General features: G+C 49.8%; 13 protein-coding genes and 1 riboswitch. All 13 genes read right to left on the reverse strand.

The window, feature by feature from the left end; genetic code table 11:
- Positions 1-36: 36 nt before the first annotated feature.
- The 13 genes from KXG62_RS18795 to KXG62_RS18855 all read right to left on the reverse strand — a co-directional run bounded on the left by KXG62_RS18795 (position 37) and on the right by KXG62_RS18855 (position 20815).
- The gene (locus KXG62_RS18795) at positions 37-1875 is read right to left on the reverse strand and encodes a sigma-54-dependent Fis family transcriptional regulator (RefSeq protein WP_218093540.1); all 1839 of its coding nucleotides are present in this window, start codon (positions 1873-1875) and stop codon (positions 37-39) included.
- Positions 1876-2070: 195 nt separating this feature from the next.
- Positions 2071-3924 (reverse strand): S-layer homology domain-containing protein, encoded by a 1854-nt coding sequence (locus KXG62_RS18800; RefSeq protein WP_218093541.1) that lies wholly within the window; start codon positions 3922-3924, stop codon positions 2071-2073.
- Positions 3925-4021: 97 nt separating this feature from the next.
- Positions 4022-7186 carry an Ig-like domain-containing protein gene (locus KXG62_RS18805; protein WP_218093542.1) on the reverse strand — a complete coding sequence of 1055 codons (3165 nt, stop codon included), beginning with the start codon at positions 7184-7186 and terminating at the stop codon, positions 4022-4024.
- Positions 7187-7633: 447 nt separating this feature from the next.
- Entirely contained in the window at positions 7634-8419 is a 786-nt protein-coding gene (locus KXG62_RS18810) for a (2Fe-2S)-binding protein (RefSeq protein WP_218093543.1), read from the reverse strand.
- Positions 8416-9207, reverse strand: coding sequence for an ABC transporter ATP-binding protein (locus KXG62_RS18815; RefSeq protein ID WP_218093544.1), 792 nt, complete (start codon positions 9205-9207; stop codon positions 8416-8418). The genes KXG62_RS18810 and KXG62_RS18815 overlap by 4 nt, the downstream gene beginning before the upstream one ends.
- A 27-nt stretch (positions 9208-9234) precedes the next feature.
- On the reverse strand, positions 9235-10998 hold the full coding sequence (gene nikC, locus KXG62_RS18820; protein ID WP_218093545.1) for a nickel transporter permease: 1764 nt from the start codon (positions 10996-10998) through the stop codon (positions 9235-9237).
- A complete protein-coding gene (nikB, locus tag KXG62_RS18825; RefSeq protein WP_218093546.1) occupies positions 10991-11959 on the reverse strand; it encodes a nickel ABC transporter permease in 969 nt (322 codons plus the stop codon). Before nikB ends, nikC begins: the two co-directional genes overlap by 8 nt.
- Complete coding sequence (locus tag KXG62_RS18830; protein WP_218093547.1) at positions 11956-13527, reverse strand: ABC transporter substrate-binding protein; 1572 nt, start codon at positions 13525-13527, stop codon at positions 11956-11958. The genes nikB and KXG62_RS18830 overlap by 4 nt, the downstream gene beginning before the upstream one ends.
- Positions 13528-13754: 227 nt before the next feature.
- Positions 13755-13959, reverse strand: a riboswitch (cobalamin riboswitch).
- Between the two features lie 91 nt (positions 13960-14050).
- Positions 14051-15160, reverse strand: a complete 1110-nt coding sequence (locus tag KXG62_RS18835; protein WP_218093548.1) for an SGNH/GDSL hydrolase family protein — start codon at positions 15158-15160, stop codon at positions 14051-14053.
- Between the two features lie 82 nt (positions 15161-15242).
- Positions 15243-16583, reverse strand: a complete 1341-nt coding sequence (locus tag KXG62_RS18840; protein ID WP_218093549.1) for an ABC transporter substrate-binding protein — start codon at positions 16581-16583, stop codon at positions 15243-15245.
- A gap of 147 nt (positions 16584-16730) precedes the next feature.
- Entirely contained in the window at positions 16731-17834 is a 1104-nt protein-coding gene (locus KXG62_RS18845; RefSeq protein WP_218093550.1) for a GerAB/ArcD/ProY family transporter, read from the reverse strand.
- A gap of 289 nt (positions 17835-18123) precedes the next feature.
- Positions 18124-19326 carry a Ger(x)C family spore germination protein gene (locus KXG62_RS18850; RefSeq protein WP_218093551.1) on the reverse strand — a complete coding sequence of 401 codons (1203 nt, stop codon included), beginning with the start codon at positions 19324-19326 and terminating at the stop codon, positions 18124-18126.
- Entirely contained in the window at positions 19316-20815 is a 1500-nt protein-coding gene (locus KXG62_RS18855; RefSeq protein ID WP_218093552.1) for a spore germination protein, read from the reverse strand. Before KXG62_RS18855 ends, KXG62_RS18850 begins: the two co-directional genes overlap by 11 nt.
- Positions 20816-20912 lie beyond the last annotated feature (97 nt).

Below are 20912 nucleotides of genomic sequence, written 5' to 3' on the forward strand. Positions count from 1 at the left end.
ATTATACTCGGAGGAACCCTCTTTTAACAATGTCGTTTATGTTTCATTTTTAAACATTTTATTTGTTTTTCGCCATAAGGTTGTGCGATTCATCCCCAGTCTTTTACATGCCTTCGATTGGTTCAGCCCTTCTTCCTGAAGCACATGCCATAAGATCCGCGCTTCGATCTCTTCAAAGGTTCCGCTCAAATCAATTTGGGCATACGACTCGATCTTCGTTCGGTTGCCGTCCGGCTCTTGCAAACGTTCCAGCACCTCGGCCGCTTCACCGTATTCGGTATAATGCCCTTTGGTTAAAATTAGCATCTCCCGAACCGTATGTTCCAATTCGATTATATTGCCCGGCCACCCGTACTGAGCCAGCCGCTCCAATACTTGATCCCGAATGCCCACAATTTGCTTCCCCGATTCTGAATTGTAATCGGCGATCATGACTCTGACGATTTCTTCCAAATCTTCGGGCCGCTCCCGCAAGGACGGAACGTTCAGTTGCAGCTCTCCGAGCAGCAGCAGCAGCTCGCTGTTGTATTCCGTGCGCTGCTGCAGTTTGCTCAGCGGGACGAGCGAGGATGTGATAAGCCGGACACCGCCGCTGCGCCGAAGCGCATACAGCCATTGGGTCTGTGCATATCGCGTCAGCCGGTCGGCATTTTTCAAATACAGCGTGCCGCCGAATCCGCCGTCGAATAAACCGGGGGCATGGGCTGTGCCCGACAGCAGCAAATCCGTCTGCTCATCTGTCATTTCGTCGCAGGATACAATATAGAAGCTTTGATCCCCTCTCCTGCTTGCCGAATGGAGGGCCTGAGCGAATAACGATTTTCCGGTGCCCTTCTCCCCGCATACCCATATGCTGCGATCGGATGCGGCAAATTTTTTGGCCCGGTTCACCGCCTTTTGCAGCGCGTCGCTGGAACCGATCAGTTGATCGAAGGAGACCACTCGAGACGGAATGCGCACCGGGTTCAACTGCTCGATCCGCCATTGCTCCAGCGCCTCCAACTGCAGCAGCCACCCCGACTTCCCGTCGACGGGATGTCTCGTCATTTTTACCCGAAACTGCCTGTCTTGAATGTGCACATATTGCTCCAGCTCCGAATGCATGCCCTCCTCGGCTTGCTTAACCAAAGCCGCCAGCGGAGGCGATGACAGAATGAGGCCGCTTCCTTGCAGCTGCCCGGACATCGTCCCGAGAAACTGGCATACGGCTTCATTCGCGTAACGAATCGTTCGGGTTTCGTCCAGAACGAGGGTGCCGCGGGCGTCCGCATCCAATATTTGCTCCAAAAAGTGCATTTGCTCGCGGCCCCTGCGGTATACCTCATACACCCTTCGAACCAGGTCCAGCGCTTCCAAAACCGACTCCCGGCCTGAGGTGATCAGCATCCCATGATACCCCATCTCCTGCGCAGTCCGTACGGTGACAACGTCGCCGAGCACGATTTTTACCCCGGAACGAAACGCTCTCCGCAGCGCATCCATTACCTGAGATTCATGATCCACTGCGTATGCCGGAATATCGATATCGAGCAAGCTCGAGACGGCCGCCGCGCCATGGCATATGTTCGGAAAACCGATGATCGCCACTTTGGAGTTGGCGTTCTTCACAAGCGTCAGCAGACGCAGTATATCGTAGCCGGACACCGGGATATCGACAACCGGCAGCGTGACCAGCTTGCGGATCAACGTCGCGGTGCCTCCCCTGCTGACAATAATGTCGTAGCCTTGGCGCTCGGCTTGTTCTACTAAAGGAACCGCTTCTTGAAGATCCGCCGTTTCCACATGCAGCTCGATCGAGTCGTCATCGCCTGCAATTTCCGACAGCAAATCTTTCAGACCGGGATAAGGCGCTATGGCCAGTACGCGAATGCTCATATGTAAATCCCCCTTGTTGTTGCAAAATGAATCATACTCGGACATATTATACTACAACATGGGCTGTATCTCGAAGAAACAGGGAGATTTAGGGTGCATTTATATCCACTCCGCAGACTTTGCAATTCCGTTACCGGACGGGTTAGCCGCGGCATGAACATAAATAAGGGAAGGTCTCTCGACCTTCCCCCTTTTTTAACGAGAAGCAATTTGAATTTGTTCATACGCCCAATAAGTAGAAGGAACGTCCTTCCATATCACTGGAACGGAATGTGGGGAGTCTGTGATCCCCATCATACGATTTACGATCGTTACTGCTTCAGCTCGTGTTAATGACTGATCCGGATGGAACATACCATCGGGATAACCACTCATTAATCCTGCTGCTTGAGCCGCACCAATGGATGCTTCTGCCCAGTGATTTGTCGTGTCGCTAAAGGTAGTCTGCTTGGTTTCAAGGTGCTTGACACGGCTTGCAATACTTGCCATTTCCGCTCGGGTAATGGGTGAGTCGGGATGGAATGTACCGTCTGAATACCCTTCTATTACCTGATGCCCTGTCATTTCTTGAATTGCTTCCATCGCCCAATGGGTCGAAGCCACGTCTGGATAATCTTTTTTATGCTCTACGCCTGTCGATGGGAGAATACGGGAAAGAATGGATGCCAACTCTGCACGGGTAATCGGATGATCTGGACGGAACGTATCATCTGGATATCCATCCATATATCCTCCAGTGCTGCTAGTCTCGATAGGGTTGTTGATCATATCGAAGTTCAATTCAACGATCGTCTGTCCAACGTGAATCAATCCATTTCGGATATAACTTGTATCCCCTTGCTGTTCATCCCTCTCATCCTTACGGCTATCGTACGTTTGATATCCATCTCTCTGCGCAATCACATAGTAGTCCCCGTCGGGAAATACCATCCAGCCGTAACGTCCATCCGTTGTACTGATTTGCGGATTGTGATTTTGATTTGGAGCGAAACTCGGAAGTTCCGGCAGTGTAACAAGTGTATCCGGTGTTCTTCCTTCGCTGCGGTTCAATTCCGTATCTGCCCAGTAGAGCTGTGCATCCACATCAGGAATGGGTTGTTTCGTTACATGGTCGGTAATCACTCCATACGGATCGATCAAATCGATTTCCATTGAAGCCGCTCCATTGGAATTCACCGTTAAAGTCCCCGGCTGGCCTGCTAATTGTTGTCCATTTGGAGCAGTAACATGAATAACAACCGGATATTGCCCTGCTGCAACGTTGCTGCCAATGATGAACTGACCATCTGGACCTATCGTAAGAACACTGCCTTCCCTCCCCGCCGTCAAAACCCTAGCTGTCAAGGACACATCAGATCCTAGCATCTTTGATAGAGCAGCCGGACTGTTGGATTCCGCTGCCGCAGTTCCGGATAGAGTGTTAACAATAACTTGTCCAACGATCGGATTTGAATTTTGAGGACTGCTTCTTGAAGTGTCTTCAGATCGCTTTATTAAGGCAATCGCTTGATCTAACTGATATTGAGCATCAAGGGCCGTTCCATAGCCAGAGATTGGTTTGTTCGTTATCAATTGTTGACACACGCTATCTTGTTCTTCTTCAGTTAATGTATTATACAGATCATAATTAATATGCGGCTGCTCTTGGTCTTCATCACCGACCAGCAATGTCCACAATGCAAATGAATCAGCCGCGCTGTTCAAATTTATCATAAAAGATCTTTGCGTCATCCCAATGGCAAAAGTATCGCGTAAATCCTTAATACTGGAATACCCCGTAGTAGGTCGATTTGCAATTAACCAATGGGCTAAAAAGTCTTTATCCATCTTACTAAAGGTCGAGTAATCATCATATCCTGCAGTAACGTAAAAAAGTGTAGTCCTATACGTTTCCATGGTAGATTCCATGGCTGCTTTGTCCGTCGGGAGATTAAATTGATTTAGATTTGAATCTATTTGGTTTGCAAAAGCGGATGCAGGAAAGATCAAGATCACGATCATGGCTATGATCATGATCAATCGTTTTTGTAAATATTTAATGTTATTCACCTTCCTAAAAAAAATAAAAAGCATCACATATAAATCGTGATATGGAGTAAGTAGCCCTGTATGAAAAAACTGTATTTTTCATACAGGGTTCTAACGATTACGGTGTGTGTTGCCCAATCAAAGCATAAGTTAGCGGAAGTTTGTTCCATTCGCCGGCTTCCGAATATGCTTTTGATCCACTCCAGATCCCAGATTTTCGGATGATGGTCCCTCCACTTGGCATAAACTGATTATGCGAGGTTGGGTCGCCCAGCACGTCAACGATTTGCCCGTTCTTCTTTAATACGTAAGCAACCACGTTGTAATTGCTCGGATCATACAACATCGTATCAAGGTTATAATACCACGCATTAGCAAGATCAAAAAAATCGTAGAATATAGAATCGATTACGATGTAAGGGTTGATCCAATTCGGACCCACCGGATTAATAAGCTGAATTGGATTAGACTCAACAACCAGTGTATTCGCTTTTTTATTCCATTTGTAGACAGCCAACTCATAACCAGTCCCATTGTCCGGTTGATTGATAGCACCATTATAGTACATCTGAAGCGCTATTCTCCCATCACCACCGTCCAGATATTGGGAAAAATATAAACCTTTAGAACCTTGAGCATCCGCAATCACTTGAATGACTGCTGCTTTTCCATCTGCGCCAATTACCCACGTATAAAGAGGGGTTACGGTCAGCGGAAGTGTCTTACCTGCTAATGGCGTTGGACCTGTAAATGTAGAATCTGGTGTTCCCATATACGTTGTAAACGCGGTTTGCCCAGGGAATAGAGTAGATAAGTCGTACGATAAAGGATCTTTTACACCTTGCTTCGTACGAACTATAATCAGCCCGCCATTAACTGAAGGCGCATTACGCACCTTAAATTTATAAGGTGTAACACCACCATTTCCATCATCAGCCTGAACAGTTACCGTCGTGCTTCCTGCACTTGTTCCCGCAGATAAAGTAAGCGTAGAGCCATTCACAGAAACGCTTACGACTGAATTATCACCCGCTGCCGCACTAAATTGTAATGGATCGCCATCTGCATCACTAAACAATTGCGACAGGTCGTAAGATCGATCGTTAGTTATGCCAGAAGTTAAAACTTGTTCATATATGGCAGCATCGGCCGTTGGTGCATGATTATTCGAAATCGCCGGATTCACTGTGACCACGAAACTAGTGGATTTAGTTCCTCCACGCCCGTCGTCCGCTGTCACGTTGATGGTACTCGTTCCTATGGCAAGCGGCGTAAGCGTTAATGAATGACTTGAGACATTGACTGTTACCTTTTGCGTGTCCGAGGAAGTAGCAGAGAGCGTTAATGGATCTCCGTCTATATCCGTAAAGACAGGACTTAAATCAATGACGGGAATCGTAGCTCCCACTGTCGTTGTTTGGTTTGAAACCGGATTGGCTACTACCGGTGCATGATTCACTGGCGGTGCCGGGTTCACTGTGACCATGAAACTAGTAGGTACCGTTCCTCCACGCCCATCGTCCGCTGTCACGTTGATCGTACTCGTTCCTATGGCAAGCGGCGTAAGCGTCAATGAATTACCATAGACACTGGCCGTTACCTTTTGCGTGTCGGAGGAAGTAGCAGCGAACGTTAATGGGTCTCCGTCATTATCCGCAAAGACATTGCCTAAATCAATGGCGGGAATGACAGCTCCCACTGTCGTTGTTTGGTTTGAAACCGGATTGGCTACTACCGGTGCATGATTCACTGGCGGTGCCGGGTTCACTGTGACCATGAAACTAGTAGGTACCGTTCCTCCACGCCCATCGTCCGCTGTCACGTTGATCGTACTCGTTCCTACGGCAAGCGGCGTAAGCGTTAATGAATTACCATAGACATTAGCTGTTACCTTTTGCGTGTCCGAGGAAGTAGCAGAGAACGTTAATGGATCTCCGTCTATATCCATAAAGACAGGACTTAAATCAATGGCGGGAATCGTAGCTCCCACTGTCGTTGTTTGGTTTGAAACAGGATTGGCTACTACCGGTGCGTGATTCACTGGCGGTGCCGGGTTCACTGTGACCATGAAACTAGTAGATTTAGTTCCTCCACGCCCGTCGTCCGCTGTCACGTTGATCGTACTCGTTCCTATGGCAAGCGGTGTGAGCGTTAATGAATTACCATAGACATTGGCTGTTACCTTTTGCGTGTCCGAGGAAGTAGCAGAGAACGTTAATGGGTCTCCATCATTATCCGTAAAGATAGGACTTAAATCTATGGCGGGAATGACAGCTCCCACTATCGTTGTTTGGTTTGAAACTGGATTGGCTACTGTGGGTGCGTGATTCACTGGCGGTGCTGGGTTCACTGCGACCATGAAACTAGTAGATTCAGTTCCTCCACGTCCGTCATTCGCTGTCACGTTGATCGTACTCGTTCCTATGGCAAGCGGCGTAAGCGTTAATACATTACCTGAGACATTGGTTGTTACCTTTTGGGTGTCCGAGGAAGTAGCAGAGAATGTTAGTGGGTCTCCGTCTATATCCGTAAAGACAGGACTTAGATCAATGGCAGGAATGACAGCTCCCACTATCGTTGTTTGGTTTGAAACAGGATTGGCTACTGCGGGTGCATGATTCACTGGTGGTGCTGGGTTCGCTGTGACCATGAAACTAGTAGACTCAGTTCCTCCACGTCCGTCATTCGCTGTCACGTTGATCGTACTCGTTCCTATGGCAAGCGGTGTAAGCGTTAATACATTACCTGAGATATCAGCTGTTACCTTCTGTGTGTCCGAGGAAGTCGCAGAGAATGTTAATGGGTCTCCGTCATTATCTGTAAAGACATTGCCTAAATCAATGGCGGGAATGATAGCTCCGACTGTCGTTGTTTGGTTTGAAACTGGATTGACCACTGTAGGGGATTGATCTACTGTAACACTAAAACTAGCCGTTGCTCTCCCTGATTTACCATCATTTACTGCGATTTGTATTTTGCTCGTTCCAGGGGATAGAGGTAATATTGTCAATTGCGAGCTGCTTACGGCTACCGATACAACCCCTTTGTTCATGGATACCGCTGTAAAACTCAATTCATCTCCATCTGCATCCGAAAAGAAGCGGCTTAAATCGATTAGCTGAACGCTACTTTGACCTAAAATAACAGTTTGATCGGTGATTTTCTCCACTAAGGTTGGAGCATGATTGGCATTAGCTGCAAAAGCTGCGGGAACAACCCCATTTAATAACGCTAGAACAAAGCTACCGTACAATACTTTTTTAGATTTTTTTCGTGAATACAACGGATTCCCCCCTAGAGTTGTACAAATTCAATCCTACTAAAAGTTTCACACCGCGAATAAACCTTGTTTTTTAGGAGGGTTTGTAAAGGCGTTTATCTAAATGAAACTTTGGGTCTAGATGCAATGTATTTCCCCCACTACATTCTCCTTAACGAACATTAATAACAACATTATTCGACATCATTCTGCGAATCCCTTCATAATCCAACTTTAAGAATTAATGCATTTTGATCGTCAGCCGGCAATCCGTTGGCGGGGATCGAGATGGTGCGTCCGTACCCTAGAAAGGCAAATCCAGCGGTATAATAAATGACAGGAATTGTAAGCAGTCGTGGCGACATGGGAAAACAGAACATGAAAAAATAGAGCCTGCTTTTTGCGGCTCTTGATTTAGACATTCGTTCGCATTCATCAACTCGACAATACGGTATAACACGGCGGAATCGCTTAAACGTAAAGCTCCCGCTTCTGCTTCCGCCCTTCTTCATTCAACCGGGGACACGTATAGCAATAGCCATGGGACGTATCCGTCTGATAGGCGAGACAACAGGCTATCTTCTGACGCGTGAGTTCATTCGGATGCTGCAGGTGCTCAATCCAGCGGAACTCTACCTGGAACGGGTTGCGCGTTAATCCAAGCTGGTCCAGCTTCAGGCGATCCGTAACGATCGCGAAGTCCTCCAGAATGATGCGCTGCCTTTCTTCCGACTGTACCGTATTCAAGCAGTAATCCCGTTCATTATACAGTCTGGTAACGAACTGCGCCCAGAGTTGAGGCTCTTTTACACCGGTTGCTTGAGCTATACCGCGGAGGATCGGACTGATGGTCTTCGTGTAAAAGTCGTTCAGCGCCGCAGCGCGGGACATCTCTTCTTGTCCGAGGTTGAGGCAGGCTTGTTCCTTCTCTCGAAGAAGGAACATCACTTTCCTGCGCCCTTCGATCATCGCGATATGCAGGAACGTGCGCTCGGGGGTGAGACGAAGCACGGTGTCATACAACGATAAAGAAGCTTGAACGGCCGAGCATACCATCCCAAGCCAGCTCGACAGATGATAAGCCGCAATATCCGGCTTGCCGGCTCGAATAATGTGCATGACCGAGCGGATCAATGCCTCTGCCTTCGCTTCATCCAGCACATCGGACAGAGGGGCGGAAAGAACGGCGGACGGGTGTTCGTCAGTAAGGAGATTGTACTGGTTCATAAGAAAATTAAAGTCAACTTGGGCACTCATAAGACGAGACTCCTTTCTTCCCGCTCTTCCGAAGCATATGTAAATTCAGGTAAGGTCGGCGTATCCGCAAGCAAGGACCGCGTATACGGATGTCGGGGGTTGTGAATCAATGTATGTGCGTCCGCGGCTTCCACGATGACGCCTTGCTGGATCACGATAATTTTTTGACAAAGCGAAGCCACTACCGCAATATCGTGAGAAATAAACAAGTAGCTCATCTGCCGGTGTTGGTGAAGATCTCTGAGCAGCGTAATCATCTGAGCCTGAATGGAAACATCCAGGGCGGACAAGCATTCGTCCAGCACAAGCAGCTTAGGCTCTGGTACCAGCGACCGCGCCAGACAGACGCGTTGGCATTGCCCCGTACTCAACTCATGAGGGTAGCGATGCAAGCTGTCGACCGGCAAGCGGACAGAAGTGAGCAGCCCCTCCATCATATGCTCGTGGGCAGCAGCGCTCCTGGTCCCGTGAAACTGACGCATCGATTCCAGCAAACTCCTCTTCACGGTCCACGCCGGATTCAGACTATTGCGAGGATCCTGAAACACCATCTGAATGTCTCGCCGGGACTTGCGTCTAACCGACTTATCGTTCAAGGACTGGCCGTTCCAAAGCATCTTGCCCGCCTGCGGCTTCTCCAGTCCGACCACGCAGCGGGCCAGCGTGCTCTTCCCTGACCCTGACATCCCGATCAAACCGACAATCTCTCCGTCGCCTATCGAAAAATGGATGGAATCGAGCACTCGTTTGCCCTGATAATCTTTATGCAGCGCTTGTATTTCAAGCACCTTGTCCCCCTCCTCTTGCTTTGAAAATTACTCTGCTTTCCGGATCGATGCCGGAATCCGCAAGGGTGGAATCGCCTTCAATAGCTGTTGGGTATAACGCTCCCTCGGTCGGGTAAATATGTCCTGCACGTTCCCCTGCTCCACCACGCGGCCATCCTTCATTACGCAAATCCGGTCGGCTATGTTGGCGACAAGCCTCAAATCATGCGTAATAAAGATCATCGCAGCCTTCCGCTCCTTCTGAAGCTCGGTCAGCAAATCCATGATCCGTGCTTGCGTGCTGACATCCAGCGCTGTGGTTGGCTCATCCGCTATAATGATTTGCGGTTCATTCATGATCGCCATGGCAATGACGACACGCTGGCGCATCCCGCCGCTCAACTGATGCGGGTATTGATCGTAGGCGGTTTCCGGCAGTCCCGTTCGCTTCAGCATGTCGATCACTTTGCCCTTGGCCTCTGTCCGGTTCATAACCGCTCCCCGATTCGGATGCGCCGTCAAACATTCCCTGAGCTGCTCGCCGATCTTCAATACCGGATTTAACGAATCCATCGGATCTTGTGTAATATAAGCAATCGTACGGCCGCGCGCTTGACGCCAGTCGCTCCACCCCCACCGGCTCGTATCGGCGCCCGATAAACGGATCGTTCCGCCGTTTTGCTCAAGCGGGGAGCGCAGCAGCCCCATGACCGCGTGGGCCAGCGTGCTTTTGCCGGAGCCGCTTTCGCCGACAAGGCCAATACATTCCCCTGGCTTCAGCTCCAGATCGATCTGTTCAAGTATGACGTTCGAGTTTCTTCGATTCCCCTCGGCGGCCGTTACACACAAGCCCTCTATCGATAACACGCAAGACTCATTAACCTCTTTACGCTCGCTACTGGCTGCTTCACGTTCGCCTCGCCCATCTCTCTCGTTCCTTCTCTTGCTCCTGCCGAAAAGACGGGGCATATGAAGCGTCCGCGGTTCCAATGCATCCTTCAGCGTATCCCCTAGGTAATTGGTACCTAGTACCATAATAAAGATCATGAGCCCGGGCGCTAGGAATAACCACGGCGCCTCCTCAATATAAGCCCGGCCTTCGTTGAGCATGGCTCCCCATTCCGGCTGAGGCGGACGAATGCCGAGGCCAAGGAAGGACATCGAAGCAATGCTCAGAATAATACTGCCGATATCCAGCGTAATCAGCACAAGAATCGGGCCCGTGATTGAACCGAGAATATGCGTGCCGATGATTTTCCAGGCAGGGATACCGGACGTTTTGGCAGCCTGCACGAACCCGTCATTACGCACCGACAGCACGAAGCTGCGGAAGATCCGCGCAAAGGACGGCCACGCGACCGCCGCAACGGCGATCATCAGGCTCGTCAATCCCGGTCCCATCAAGGAAGCCAGCGCAATCGCAAGCACGAGCTGCGGGAAAGAGAAAAGCACATCCATCAACCGGGTAAGCGCCATATCCACCCATCCGCCAAAATATCCCGCCGCCAGCCCGATCACTAAGCTTAACGTAATAATGAGACTGACCGCGAGGAGCGAGGCTCCAAGAGAAGCGGCACCGCCATGCATCAGCCTGGAGAGCACATCTCTGCCGTAATTATCGGTTCCGAGCCAATGCTCGCTCGAAGGCGGAAGCAGCGCCTGCTTGTAATCGACTTTGACGGGATCGTAGCCGGACAACCATGATGCTCCGATAGACGCGAGGATGATCCCAACAATGGCGATCAATAAAACGACGGCCAGCGGATCTGTTTTGAGCGCTGCGACAAGACGCTGCCGAATTCTTTTATCCATGCTGGCCCTCCTGCTCCATTCTGACGCGCGGGTCCATCCACCGGTAAGTGATGTCGACCGCCAGATTTAATACGATATACACGACGGCCATCAGCAGCGCAAATGCCTGGATCACCGGATAATCTCTCCCTGTAATGGCATCGACCACATAGCGTCCAACTCCCGGCCAGGAAAATACCGTTTCAATAATGACCGTTCCCCCGATCAGCCCTCCCACCACAAGCCCGAATGAAGTAAGAACCGGTAACAGCGCGTTGGGCAGCGCGTGCTTGAAGAGGATCGTCCTGCGATGCAGTCCCTTGGCCTCGGCTAATATCATGTAGCGTTGAGAGAACACCTGCAGCAGACTGGTTCGAAGCAGACGCGCAGTGACTGACGAGAGACCGATGCCCAGCGTCAAAGCGGGCAAAATCAAGTGTTTTCCCCCGCCGCGTCCCATCGTTGGCAGCCATCCCAGCTTCACGGACAGGACATACATCAAGACCAGGCCAAGGAAAAAGCTGGGGACGGATACGCCGATCAGTGCGATGATCCGGGTGGTATGATCCACCGTTCTCCGGTGGTAGACCGCACCAGCGATCCCCGAAGGGATCGCGATCAGGACCATTACGAGCAGCGCAGCGCCGGCTAGCTCCAGTGTTGCCGGCAGCCGCTGCAGCAGCTCGTCGAGAATCGGCGTCTTGCTGCGGAACGATACGCCCAAATCGCCATGTGCGATTTTCCAAAGCCAGGTTGCATATTGCACGGGAAACGGCTGATCAAGTCCCAGCTGCTTATGAAGCACTTCCGCGTCTTTCTCCAAATCGCTTAAGTTCGTGCTGGGATCAAACATCGTGAGTAATATCGCTCTTGCCGGATCGCCCGGTATAAAACGAATCAAGGCAAAGATGAGCAGCGTTACGCCCAATAAAGCAGGCAAAGTAAGCATCGCCCGTTTCATTACATACCGAATCAGTTTCATTGAGAGATATACATCCCGGGGACAATTTTGGTTTGCAGGTTTTTATCAATGCCTTTCACTTTCTTGTTATAAGCTGCGCCCCAGCGAGTGTTATTGAATAAGTAAATAATCGGAACGTCCTCTTGAACGAGTGTCTGGATTTCTTTGGCCAATCCCAGCTGCTTGTTCGCATCGAACTCTGAAATCAACTGATCAATCAACCGATCCACCTTTGGGTTGCTGTAGCCGCCATAGTTGGATGCGACGCCCGTATAATAGTAGGAATACAGCTGACCGCCAATATCGCCGGTCGCCGTTCCGCAAGAGCAGTAGGTGGCCGTGTCGAAAGTGCCATCAAGCATCATTTGGTTGGAAGCGGTGGTTTCAACCGGATTCAGCTCGATCTCGATGCCTACGCCCTTGAGCTGCGATTGCAAGGCGATGGCCAAAGGCTGGAATACGGTATAGGTTAGCATCTTAAGCTTTAGCTTTTGCCCGTCTTTGGCGCGAATTCCGTCCGGTCCTTTCTTCCAGCCTGCTTCATCCAATATTTTCTCTGCCTTGGAACGGTCCGTTTCCGTGCTTGTCGTAATCGCGTAAGGAAGCCCAGCCGGAAAATGGCCGGTTGCTTTGGATGCAAATCCCCGGCTTACCCCCTCAATAAGCTCCTTGCGGTCTACAGCCAAATTGATCGCCATACGAACATTTTTATCTTGCAGTGCGGGTACTTTTTTCATATTTAACCAAAGATTCGTCGTTTGGCCGATAGGGAAATACGTTTCGAATTTGGAGTCTTTTTCATACGATACCCGTTGTTCGACCTCTACGTTCATGTCTGCATCCGCATCGCCATTCTTCAATGCCAGCAGACGTGCTTGTGCATCGGCGCCCAGTCTCGCTTCGAGCCGCTGCAGCTTCGGCTTCTCCCCCCAGTAGCCCGGGAATGCTTCGGCTATCATTAGCTCCCCCGGTGTAAACTGAACCGGCTTCATGAATCCGGTCAAATCCGCCTGCGTATTGAATTTATCCCCCAGGCGGTTCGCTTCCTCCGCATTATGTATAGCAAACCCGCTCAGCTTAAAAATAAAGTTAGGGTCCGGCTTCGGTGTTTTCATCAGAAGATGCAGACTGTCTTTTACAATGAATTCCACTCCGCCGATCTGGGACGGGCCCCGTTTATTCAGCTTCTGATGGCGCTCCAAAGCCGCTTTGACCGCAGCGGCATCCATAACTGCTCCGCTCCAGAACTTTACGTTAGGGCGCAGCTCCACTTCCCACAGCGTAGGCTCCAGATTTTTCCACGAGGCAGCAAGCCAAGGCCGGATCGAGCCGTCATCATTCAGCATGACCAGCGGCTCCGCAATACCGTCGGAAGTGATACGCTGCGCATCGATATGGACAGGGTCCAAAGAGCGCGGCATGTTCAATGTTACATATTTCAATGTTTGCTCCGCAGCGGGTGCACCGGACGAAGATGAAGCCGGTTGAGCGCTGCCGCCCGGCTTCGATGAGCAGGCCGACAGCACGAGAAGCAGAAGCGCTAACGTAAGGGCTGCGCATCCCTTTAACTTTCGATTGGCAATGTTCATGATTCAGAATCCTCCATTATACGATTTCGTTCTAGACGTGGTCATAGGACTAGCAGGTACACCGATTGACGACGAAGCCCCCCTCTCTCTCACCAGCAAATCCGCCTACAGGAAATAGAGATAAAAAAAGACATCTTTACCCATGGAAACTAAGGTAAAGATGCCCGTGTTATTATCATCGCCAGATAACGGTTCTCTTAACACTTCCCTATCTTCCGTAGGTTAAAGCAGTGTTGTCAGAACAGGCAGGTCTCCTGGCTCCGGAATTCACATCAGCAGCGGCCTTCCCGATCTTGGTTCAAGATCAGTGGCATTGTCGCTGCGACTCCTCCGTTACAGTGGCGGGACCGCGTCGGTTTTACACCGAACTTCCCTTTTAAGCTCTGGCGCCGTAAATATACGGGCAAGAGCACCTATTCCCACAATATGAAATTGTACACTGCATAATCATACACTAAATTCATAGATTTGCAATCGGTTTTTCTGCGGCCAGCACGGACAGCGTGTCGCGATTACGAGTCAATTATAACAGCAGTGTTTTTAGTACGGGTTCAAGTGCATCTGCCATCCGCAGAAAACCAAGATCCGTCGGATGCGAGCCGTCTACTGTGCATTCGAAGAAATCTTCATTACCGAGCGATCCAGAGCCGTCGAAGAAATAAATATTCAAGTCACCTTGGTCTCGCAGCTCATTAACGAGGGAGTGTTCGAAATGCTTACGTTCCATTCTGGTCTCGTACAAGTGTGGAGTCAGCTCCTCACGCGCGTAACGAATTCGCGAGACAACCAAGATTGGTGTTACCGGATGAGCTTCCCTATAGATTCTAATAAATTCCGGAAGTGTTTTACGGAACAGCTCGGTGCTCACGCAGTTGCCTTCATAATCAATGACCATACACGCAGGGTTATCGATTTGCGAAATAATCTCGGCAACTTCCGGCTCTCCCTTACCGCTTCCCGAGAAACCAAGATTAATAAATTCCAGCGGAATTCTGCGGCTCAAAATGTTCGTATAAGCCATGCCTGGCCGTGACGCGCAGCCGCCTTGCGTAATCGAGGTTCCGTAGATGATCACTTTCTTCCCGGAAGCGTAGCTGGGGGGAGCCGCAACGGCCGCCCCCTCATCCAATCCGATCCATAGCTCCTCCACCCCTTGATAGAGCGGCAAGTTTAGGACAATATTACGCATCGAGGCATTCCAATTCGTAAATAACGCACATTCATACTCAGTGGAAGTGAAGTCATATTTTGTTGTGTTGCCGTACCGCAAGGGAAGGAGGGTGTCAGGAGAACCCACGTAGCAATCAACGCCGCATTGTCCGGTTGCCGGCATATGAACCATACTGGCTTTGCCTTTCAGCTTCACCCTTACCGATAAAGAAGTAGAATCCGACTGAAACCGGATTTGTCCTCCTGCAGTATGATTGGCTAAGCGATCGACGGCTTCCGGGATGACTCCGGATGGCAAAGCCGGCAATCTGCGATACATTCTTTCCTGCGCAAACCAAGCCAATCCGGAAATATGGAAAGGCTGCACCATAGGAGAAAACCAACGAATCGAGCCGTCGAACGTTTCATTGGGACGCATTCCGGGATCGTATAACTCTATCGGATCCTTCTCTTTTTTTGCCATATTACCCATCCTTCCATATACATAAATATGTCATTTTGAACCACATGACGTTAAGGGTGCATCCACCTCAATCTATGAATGATTAATTATTTCGAGACCGCTCGGATTGAATGTATTTCTCCGATTTCTCCTGCGCCGTACGAAGAACGGTGTTCACGTCTCTTTTGTTCAAGATCATATCGAGCAGCGACTCTCTCAAAAACTTATAGTTCTCCTCATCGTACTCCGGAGATGGAATCGGAGCCTGTGCCGGCTTCACCTTGAATACGCCCGGAAGGTTCTTACCTTTATAAATATCGGTGCTGGAGGCAAACTGCTTCTTCATTTCTTCATTGTTCAGAATGGTCAGGTTGTTGCCTCTGTTCATCTCCGCTTGCGACTCGTCACTGATCATCGTCAAAATGACCCGATACGCCGCTTCCTTATTTTTGGAAGTAGGCGGCACCATAAAGGACTGGAACGTGAGCTCTCTGCCGAGCCCCGGCTTATCGTTAAATACGGGATGGCCGGCAACGTCCCAGTTAAAGCCTTTGCCCGGCTCGTTCAGCTGCGGCAGACGGCTTGTCAGAGCAGCGAGCCATGTTTGCATCATCGCAAGCTTCTGATCCTTCAGGAAATAGTCGATGCCATACTGCCATTTATTTCCCGGCCCGATATATCCCGGAATGTTATACATCTTTTCCAATAGACTGAATACTTTGCGGTAGCCGTCCGAATCCATAGCAGGCTTGCCGTTCTTGTCGATCGTGCCGAGCGAATAGCCGCGGGCAAACGTCCGCTCGGAGCCCGGATCAAGTCCGATGTACTGGTTGCCGTTATCCATGCGGGTGACTTTGGCAGCTAGGTCGACAGTCTCTTCCCACGTCATGCCGTCTTTCGGGTAAGGCACGCCGAACCGGTCAAAGATGTCCTTGTTGTAGGCCAGTACACCGTAGTTCAGCGTATAAGGAATGCCGAAGAGCTCGCCTTTTTTGCCGTACATCTTAATCGCGTTAATGGCCTGCGGCTCGAAGCGATTCAGATCGACGCCGTATTTTTTCACGAAATCATTCATGTCGCTGCCCACTTCAAGCGGTAGCAGCCCGCCCATATAAAAATGTGACGTCGCGATCAAATCCGGCACTTCGCCGGCGGAAATCATTTTGTCCAGCGTGGTGCCTTTAATAAGCTCGATCGTAATGTTCGGATGCTTTTTCTTGACGGTGCCAAACAGCGCATCCACATCAGCCGGCGTATTGATGGCCGCATAGTGAGAGTAAAGCTTGACCGTCACCGGCTCCGTAATCACAAGGTCTTCCGCTTTGCCCGGTATGGCCCCGGGATCGGCTGCTTTCGGCTGATCCGCCTTGCTGCAGCCCGCTGCCGTAATCGCAACAGCGAGCGTGGCGGTCAGGGTCATCGTGAAACGTTTCTTGTTCATCATGAAATTCTCCCCTTTTGATTAATAATGATTGCATATTAATAAATCAAATTGATTTACTAATATATTACGATAAACTTCATTCCTCTTCAATACATTTGTCATCATTTTTGCAGTATATCTGGGGAGCCTTCTACTTCCGGTTTGCTTTCAGGAGGGATTACCTTTGGGTTTCCTAAAGAGTGCGACCACATATAATATTAGCGGAAAAATCAACCCGAACGTCAAATTAAAGAACGGGAGAATTTTGACATCCAGAACTCTCAGGTAGCTTGGATTCGGTACGGCCAGCAAAGAGAAGACAACGACAAGGATCGCGATGGGAGCGGCCAGCATTCGATACTCTTTCAACTGGAGAGCTTGAGCGATGCCGTAGGCAGTACAATACAAATACAAGCATACCCGAAAAAAGCTGGTAATGAACCATGCGATTGCAACTGTGATTTCCACTCGTTCGAAAAAACGGCCGACATTAATTTTTTTCGCCAAATCATAGGTTGGAAATATGTTTGTTAAAGTGGATTCGCTGGTACCGAGAACTAAAATAATAAGAACCGTTAAGATAAATAATATCGCCCAACCAATAGCGACACCGGTTACATATGCCTTCCCTGCCTTCGCCTGCTGGTTCGTCTGTGGCAAAATCATTAAGAAGAGCAGGCCTTCCATAAACGGAAAACTGAAGAACGGGATCGCAGCTCTGAAGACGGGCTTAAACCCGTTCTCGAGCACCGGTAGTATGTTTTCATGTTTGATTTGCGGGGTGACGAAAATAAACATGACGAAGAGCATGAGAATAACAATCGGTATTAAAAGCTCGGCTGCTCGAGCAATCGGTTCCAGTCCCAATCTGACTGCGTAGAGCACAAAAGCCATAAAAACAATATGAATGACCTCAATGGGCGTCTCCGGCATAATTTGACTTGTCATAAAATCCCCGATGTTCCGCAGCGTCAAGGAAAACAAGTAGATCGGGTAAACGATCAAGCATAACAAGGACACGGCGTTCCCGATCCGCTTGCCAAACACTTCTCCTAACATCTCCACGATTGTCATCGTCGGATAACGGCTGTGCAGAGCTAAAAATAGTAGCATTAGCGGTACTGAAGCCACGAGCGCAATCAAGGCGGCTAGCCATGCATCTTGTTTTGCCTCCGCCAGAAGAATGGAAGGGATGACCAATATGGTTGTCCCCACGACATGCATAATGACCAATATGATTAATTGACCTGTAGAAATACATGTGCGCTCCATCGTTTCAGCTTCCCTTCCTGCATTTGCCCTAAGGTTACGAGGTTACTCGAGCGAATGGAATAAGACATCGCTCAACGGTTTGTACACGCGAATCATCCAATCCGATGGATTAGGCAATTTCAAATGCATAATTTGGGTAATACTTAAGACGGTAGCGAACAAAAGAAGCACGGAAAACACCCCAAGCTCTTTCTTCAACCCTCGCCGCCAGAGGGAAGGCGCATCTATCCAAACGATCATAGCGGCCGCCATGATCATACATGCGGCAAGCAGCAATTTGAATCACTCCTTATCGTATACTTTGGGATATCGAATTGCTCGACGCACCCAACTGGCGTATCTTCGCATCCACGATTATATTCGGCTCTATCTCCGCAAACGGCTGCGGCCAATTCTCCTTGAGCTTACTCCATGCCTTCGGATCTGAGCGGCGAATGACTTCCCCGAATCCGAAAATGTCCGCTTTGTACTTGCCCTGTACGGAGTCAATCGTCTTCATGAGCGATTCACGGATTTGGGAGGAGGCGGTTTTCCCAAGATCGTCAATAATTTCGGGATTTCTGAGATCGAGCGGGCAGGTCACATCCCCCGCCTTCAATTCGGTACGAACCAAGATGTCAATCTTGGGAATGCCTTGTACAACTTTCCCTTTGATCCTGGTTTTGGATCGAATCACATCAAGCGTTATTCTCCCCGATCCTCCCGGGCATTCCATTACAAACGATGCAGTATCCACACGATCCGTAATGAAACTATAACTACTGCTTTCCTTCTCGGTCAGCCAACCGATCAGCTTGTCATACTTGAATACGGATAATCCAAGGATCCGAAACTTACTAGGAGGATTGGCCATCTTCAGGTTTTCCGTTCCCTTGCCCGAATCTGGGCTTCCGACGATCCCTAATCCGGGAAGCACCAGACTTTTTCCTTCGGTCGTCAAGTCGGCCAAAAGCACGTCCATCGAAACCCTCATAATTCGAGCCAGTTGTTTATCCGATGTTTCCAGAGATTCGAACATTTGGGCCGCTGGAATCCTCTCGATAGGCGTCAATATCTTCAAGGCCTCTTCCGCCTTACGGTCTTTTATAATCACGATATCGAAATCGGTGCGCAATGCATTGTTTCGTTTAAAATAATCGAGGATTTCCTTAAGGCCTTCCCTTGCTGTCGATTCTCCAATCGCAAGGATGCGGAGGTGGCCTAAATAAATTTTTCTTGGGCTTGTTCTTGTCATATCCCTCAGCGCTTCCGCAACGGAATCCCCGCTCGCTTTATAGAGCACAACCGGTGAGCCTCCTCCTCCCCCTCCTTGTTTGGGGGATAATTCACTCGGGTCAACGGTTTGTACGGATACATCATACTTCCCACCCGTCTTATCGACAGCAACCCCCATACCGATCGCATATTCATTTAATTCGACTCGGCTCCAACAACCGGTCAACAGTATAACGGAAAGCAGAGTCACGCCGGCCCAATACGGCTTACTTTTCATGGGCAAGCTCCTCTCTTTCCGACCCTTGCTCACCCTTGTCCCGCCCATATTCCGGAGAATGCACCCGCTGCCTTATTAAATTACGCCGTGAAATCAACCGCGGCCGCGTAAGCATGGCCCAAATCGGCAAACGAACGATGACGTCTTTCTGGCCTGACCCGTTAAATGGCGCAAGCGGAGATAAATAAGGAACGCCAAAGGAGCGCAAGCTGCTCAGATGCAGCGCAAGCCCGATGACCCCCAGGATAATTCCGAACAACCCGAACGAGGCGGCTAAAAACATAAATGGAAACCGCAGCATACGAATTGGAACGGTCATATCATTCGAAGGAATAAGGAATGCCGCTAATGCCGTGATGGCGACGATGATCACCATGGCCGCGGATACGAATCCTGCTTCTACCGCCGCAGTACCGAGAACTACCGAACCAACGATGGACATCGCCGATCCGATCGGCCTTGGCATTCGTATACCCGCTTCGCGCAATATTTCGAATGTGACTTCCATTAATAGCGCTTCGATAAACGCTGGGAAAGGCACTGCTTCCCGTTGAGCAGCAAGGCTGACGAGAAGACGTGCGGGGATCATCTCCCGGTGGAACGTTGTGATCGCTACATACAAGGACGGCCCGAATAGCCCAATGGCAATTCCGATCGTACGAAGTATACGGATCAGCGTGCTAATATCCGCACGGTGGTAATAATCCTCCACAGAATGAAGAAACGAGACGAACACAGCAGGGACGACAAGAACGACCGGTGTTCCGTCCACCATAATCGCCACTTTGCCTTCAAGCAGCTCCGCTGCAATCGCATCGGGTCTTTCCGAGTTATATACCGTAGGAAACGGGGTATATACTTCGTCTTGAATCAGTTCCTCGATATAACCGCTCTCAAGAATCCCGTCGATATCGATCCTCCCAAGCCGAGCTCTTACTTCCTCCACGATTTTCTCGTCGGCGATTCCTTTCATGTACATGATCCCGACGTCGGTCTGTGTCCTTGTGCCGATGGTGGACGTTTCCAACCACAGATCCGGACTTCTTATCTTTTTTCGAACCAGCGCTGTATTGGTGCGCAAGCTTTCCGAAAAACCTTCTCTTGGCCCGCGTATGACCGTTTCAGCTTCAGGCTCGGAAATGGAGCGCTGCTTTCCCCCGCTCATTTCGATCGCGAATCCGGCGGTATAACCGTCGATCAGCAGGATGGCACTACCTGACAACAATGATCTGAACAAGAGTTTGAAATCCGTAACGTCATCCTTTACGGCCCCTGCGGTCAAAACATATTCTTTCAAGTAAGCGCCGACGTCGGAATCTATTGGAGTGATGCAAGGCACCCCATGACCTTCAACCATCAGCGATTCCATAACAAAGTTGTTCACAGCGTTGGTGTCGACGATGCCGTCAATGTAAAAAACACAAGCCTTTTTATTGTCAAGGATCCCAATTCGGATTTCCCTGACAACGAGATCTTTGCTTCCTCCCATCCGCTCCTTGACCTTGCGGATGTTTTCCTGAAGTTCGGCATATATTGAAGGCTCCCGTTTGGGACAGGCTTGTTCTGAGCAGCCTCAGCTTCGCTTT

It is taken from the genome of Paenibacillus solanacearum (assembly GCF_910593845.1).
Classification (GTDB): domain Bacteria; phylum Bacillota; class Bacilli; order Paenibacillales; family NBRC-103111; genus Paenibacillus_G; species Paenibacillus_G solanacearum.

What these genes read in the sequence shown, in the direction of transcription:
- KXG62_RS18795 (WP_218093540.1), bottom strand. Translation starts at nt 1,875, where the DNA reads ATGAGCATTCGCGTACTGGCCATAGCGCCTTATCCCGGTCTGAAAGAT.
- KXG62_RS18810 (WP_218093543.1), bottom strand. Translation starts at nt 8,419, where the DNA reads ATGAGTGCCCAAGTTGACTTTAATTTTCTTATGAACCAGTACAATCTC.
- nikC (WP_218093545.1), bottom strand. Translation starts at nt 10,998, where the DNA reads ATGGATAAAAGAATTCGGCAGCGTCTTGTCGCAGCGCTCAAAACAGAT.
- nikB (WP_218093546.1), bottom strand. Translation starts at nt 11,959, where the DNA reads ATGAAACTGATTCGGTATGTAATGAAACGGGCGATGCTTACTTTGCCT.
- KXG62_RS18830 (WP_218093547.1), bottom strand. Translation starts at nt 13,527, where the DNA reads ATGAACATTGCCAATCGAAAGTTAAAGGGATGCGCAGCCCTTACGTTA.
- KXG62_RS18835 (WP_218093548.1), bottom strand. Translation starts at nt 15,160, where the DNA reads ATGGCAAAAAAAGAGAAGGATCCGATAGAGTTATACGATCCCGGAATG.
- KXG62_RS18840 (WP_218093549.1), bottom strand. Translation starts at nt 16,583, where the DNA reads ATGATGAACAAGAAACGTTTCACGATGACCCTGACCGCCACGCTCGCT.
- KXG62_RS18845 (WP_218093550.1), bottom strand. Translation starts at nt 17,834, where the DNA reads ATGGAGCGCACATGTATTTCTACAGGTCAATTAATCATATTGGTCATT.
- KXG62_RS18850 (WP_218093551.1), bottom strand. Translation starts at nt 19,326, where the DNA reads ATGAAAAGTAAGCCGTATTGGGCCGGCGTGACTCTGCTTTCCGTTATA.
- KXG62_RS18855 (WP_218093552.1), bottom strand. Translation starts at nt 20,815, where the DNA reads ATGGGAGGAAGCAAAGATCTCGTTGTCAGGGAAATCCGAATTGGGATC.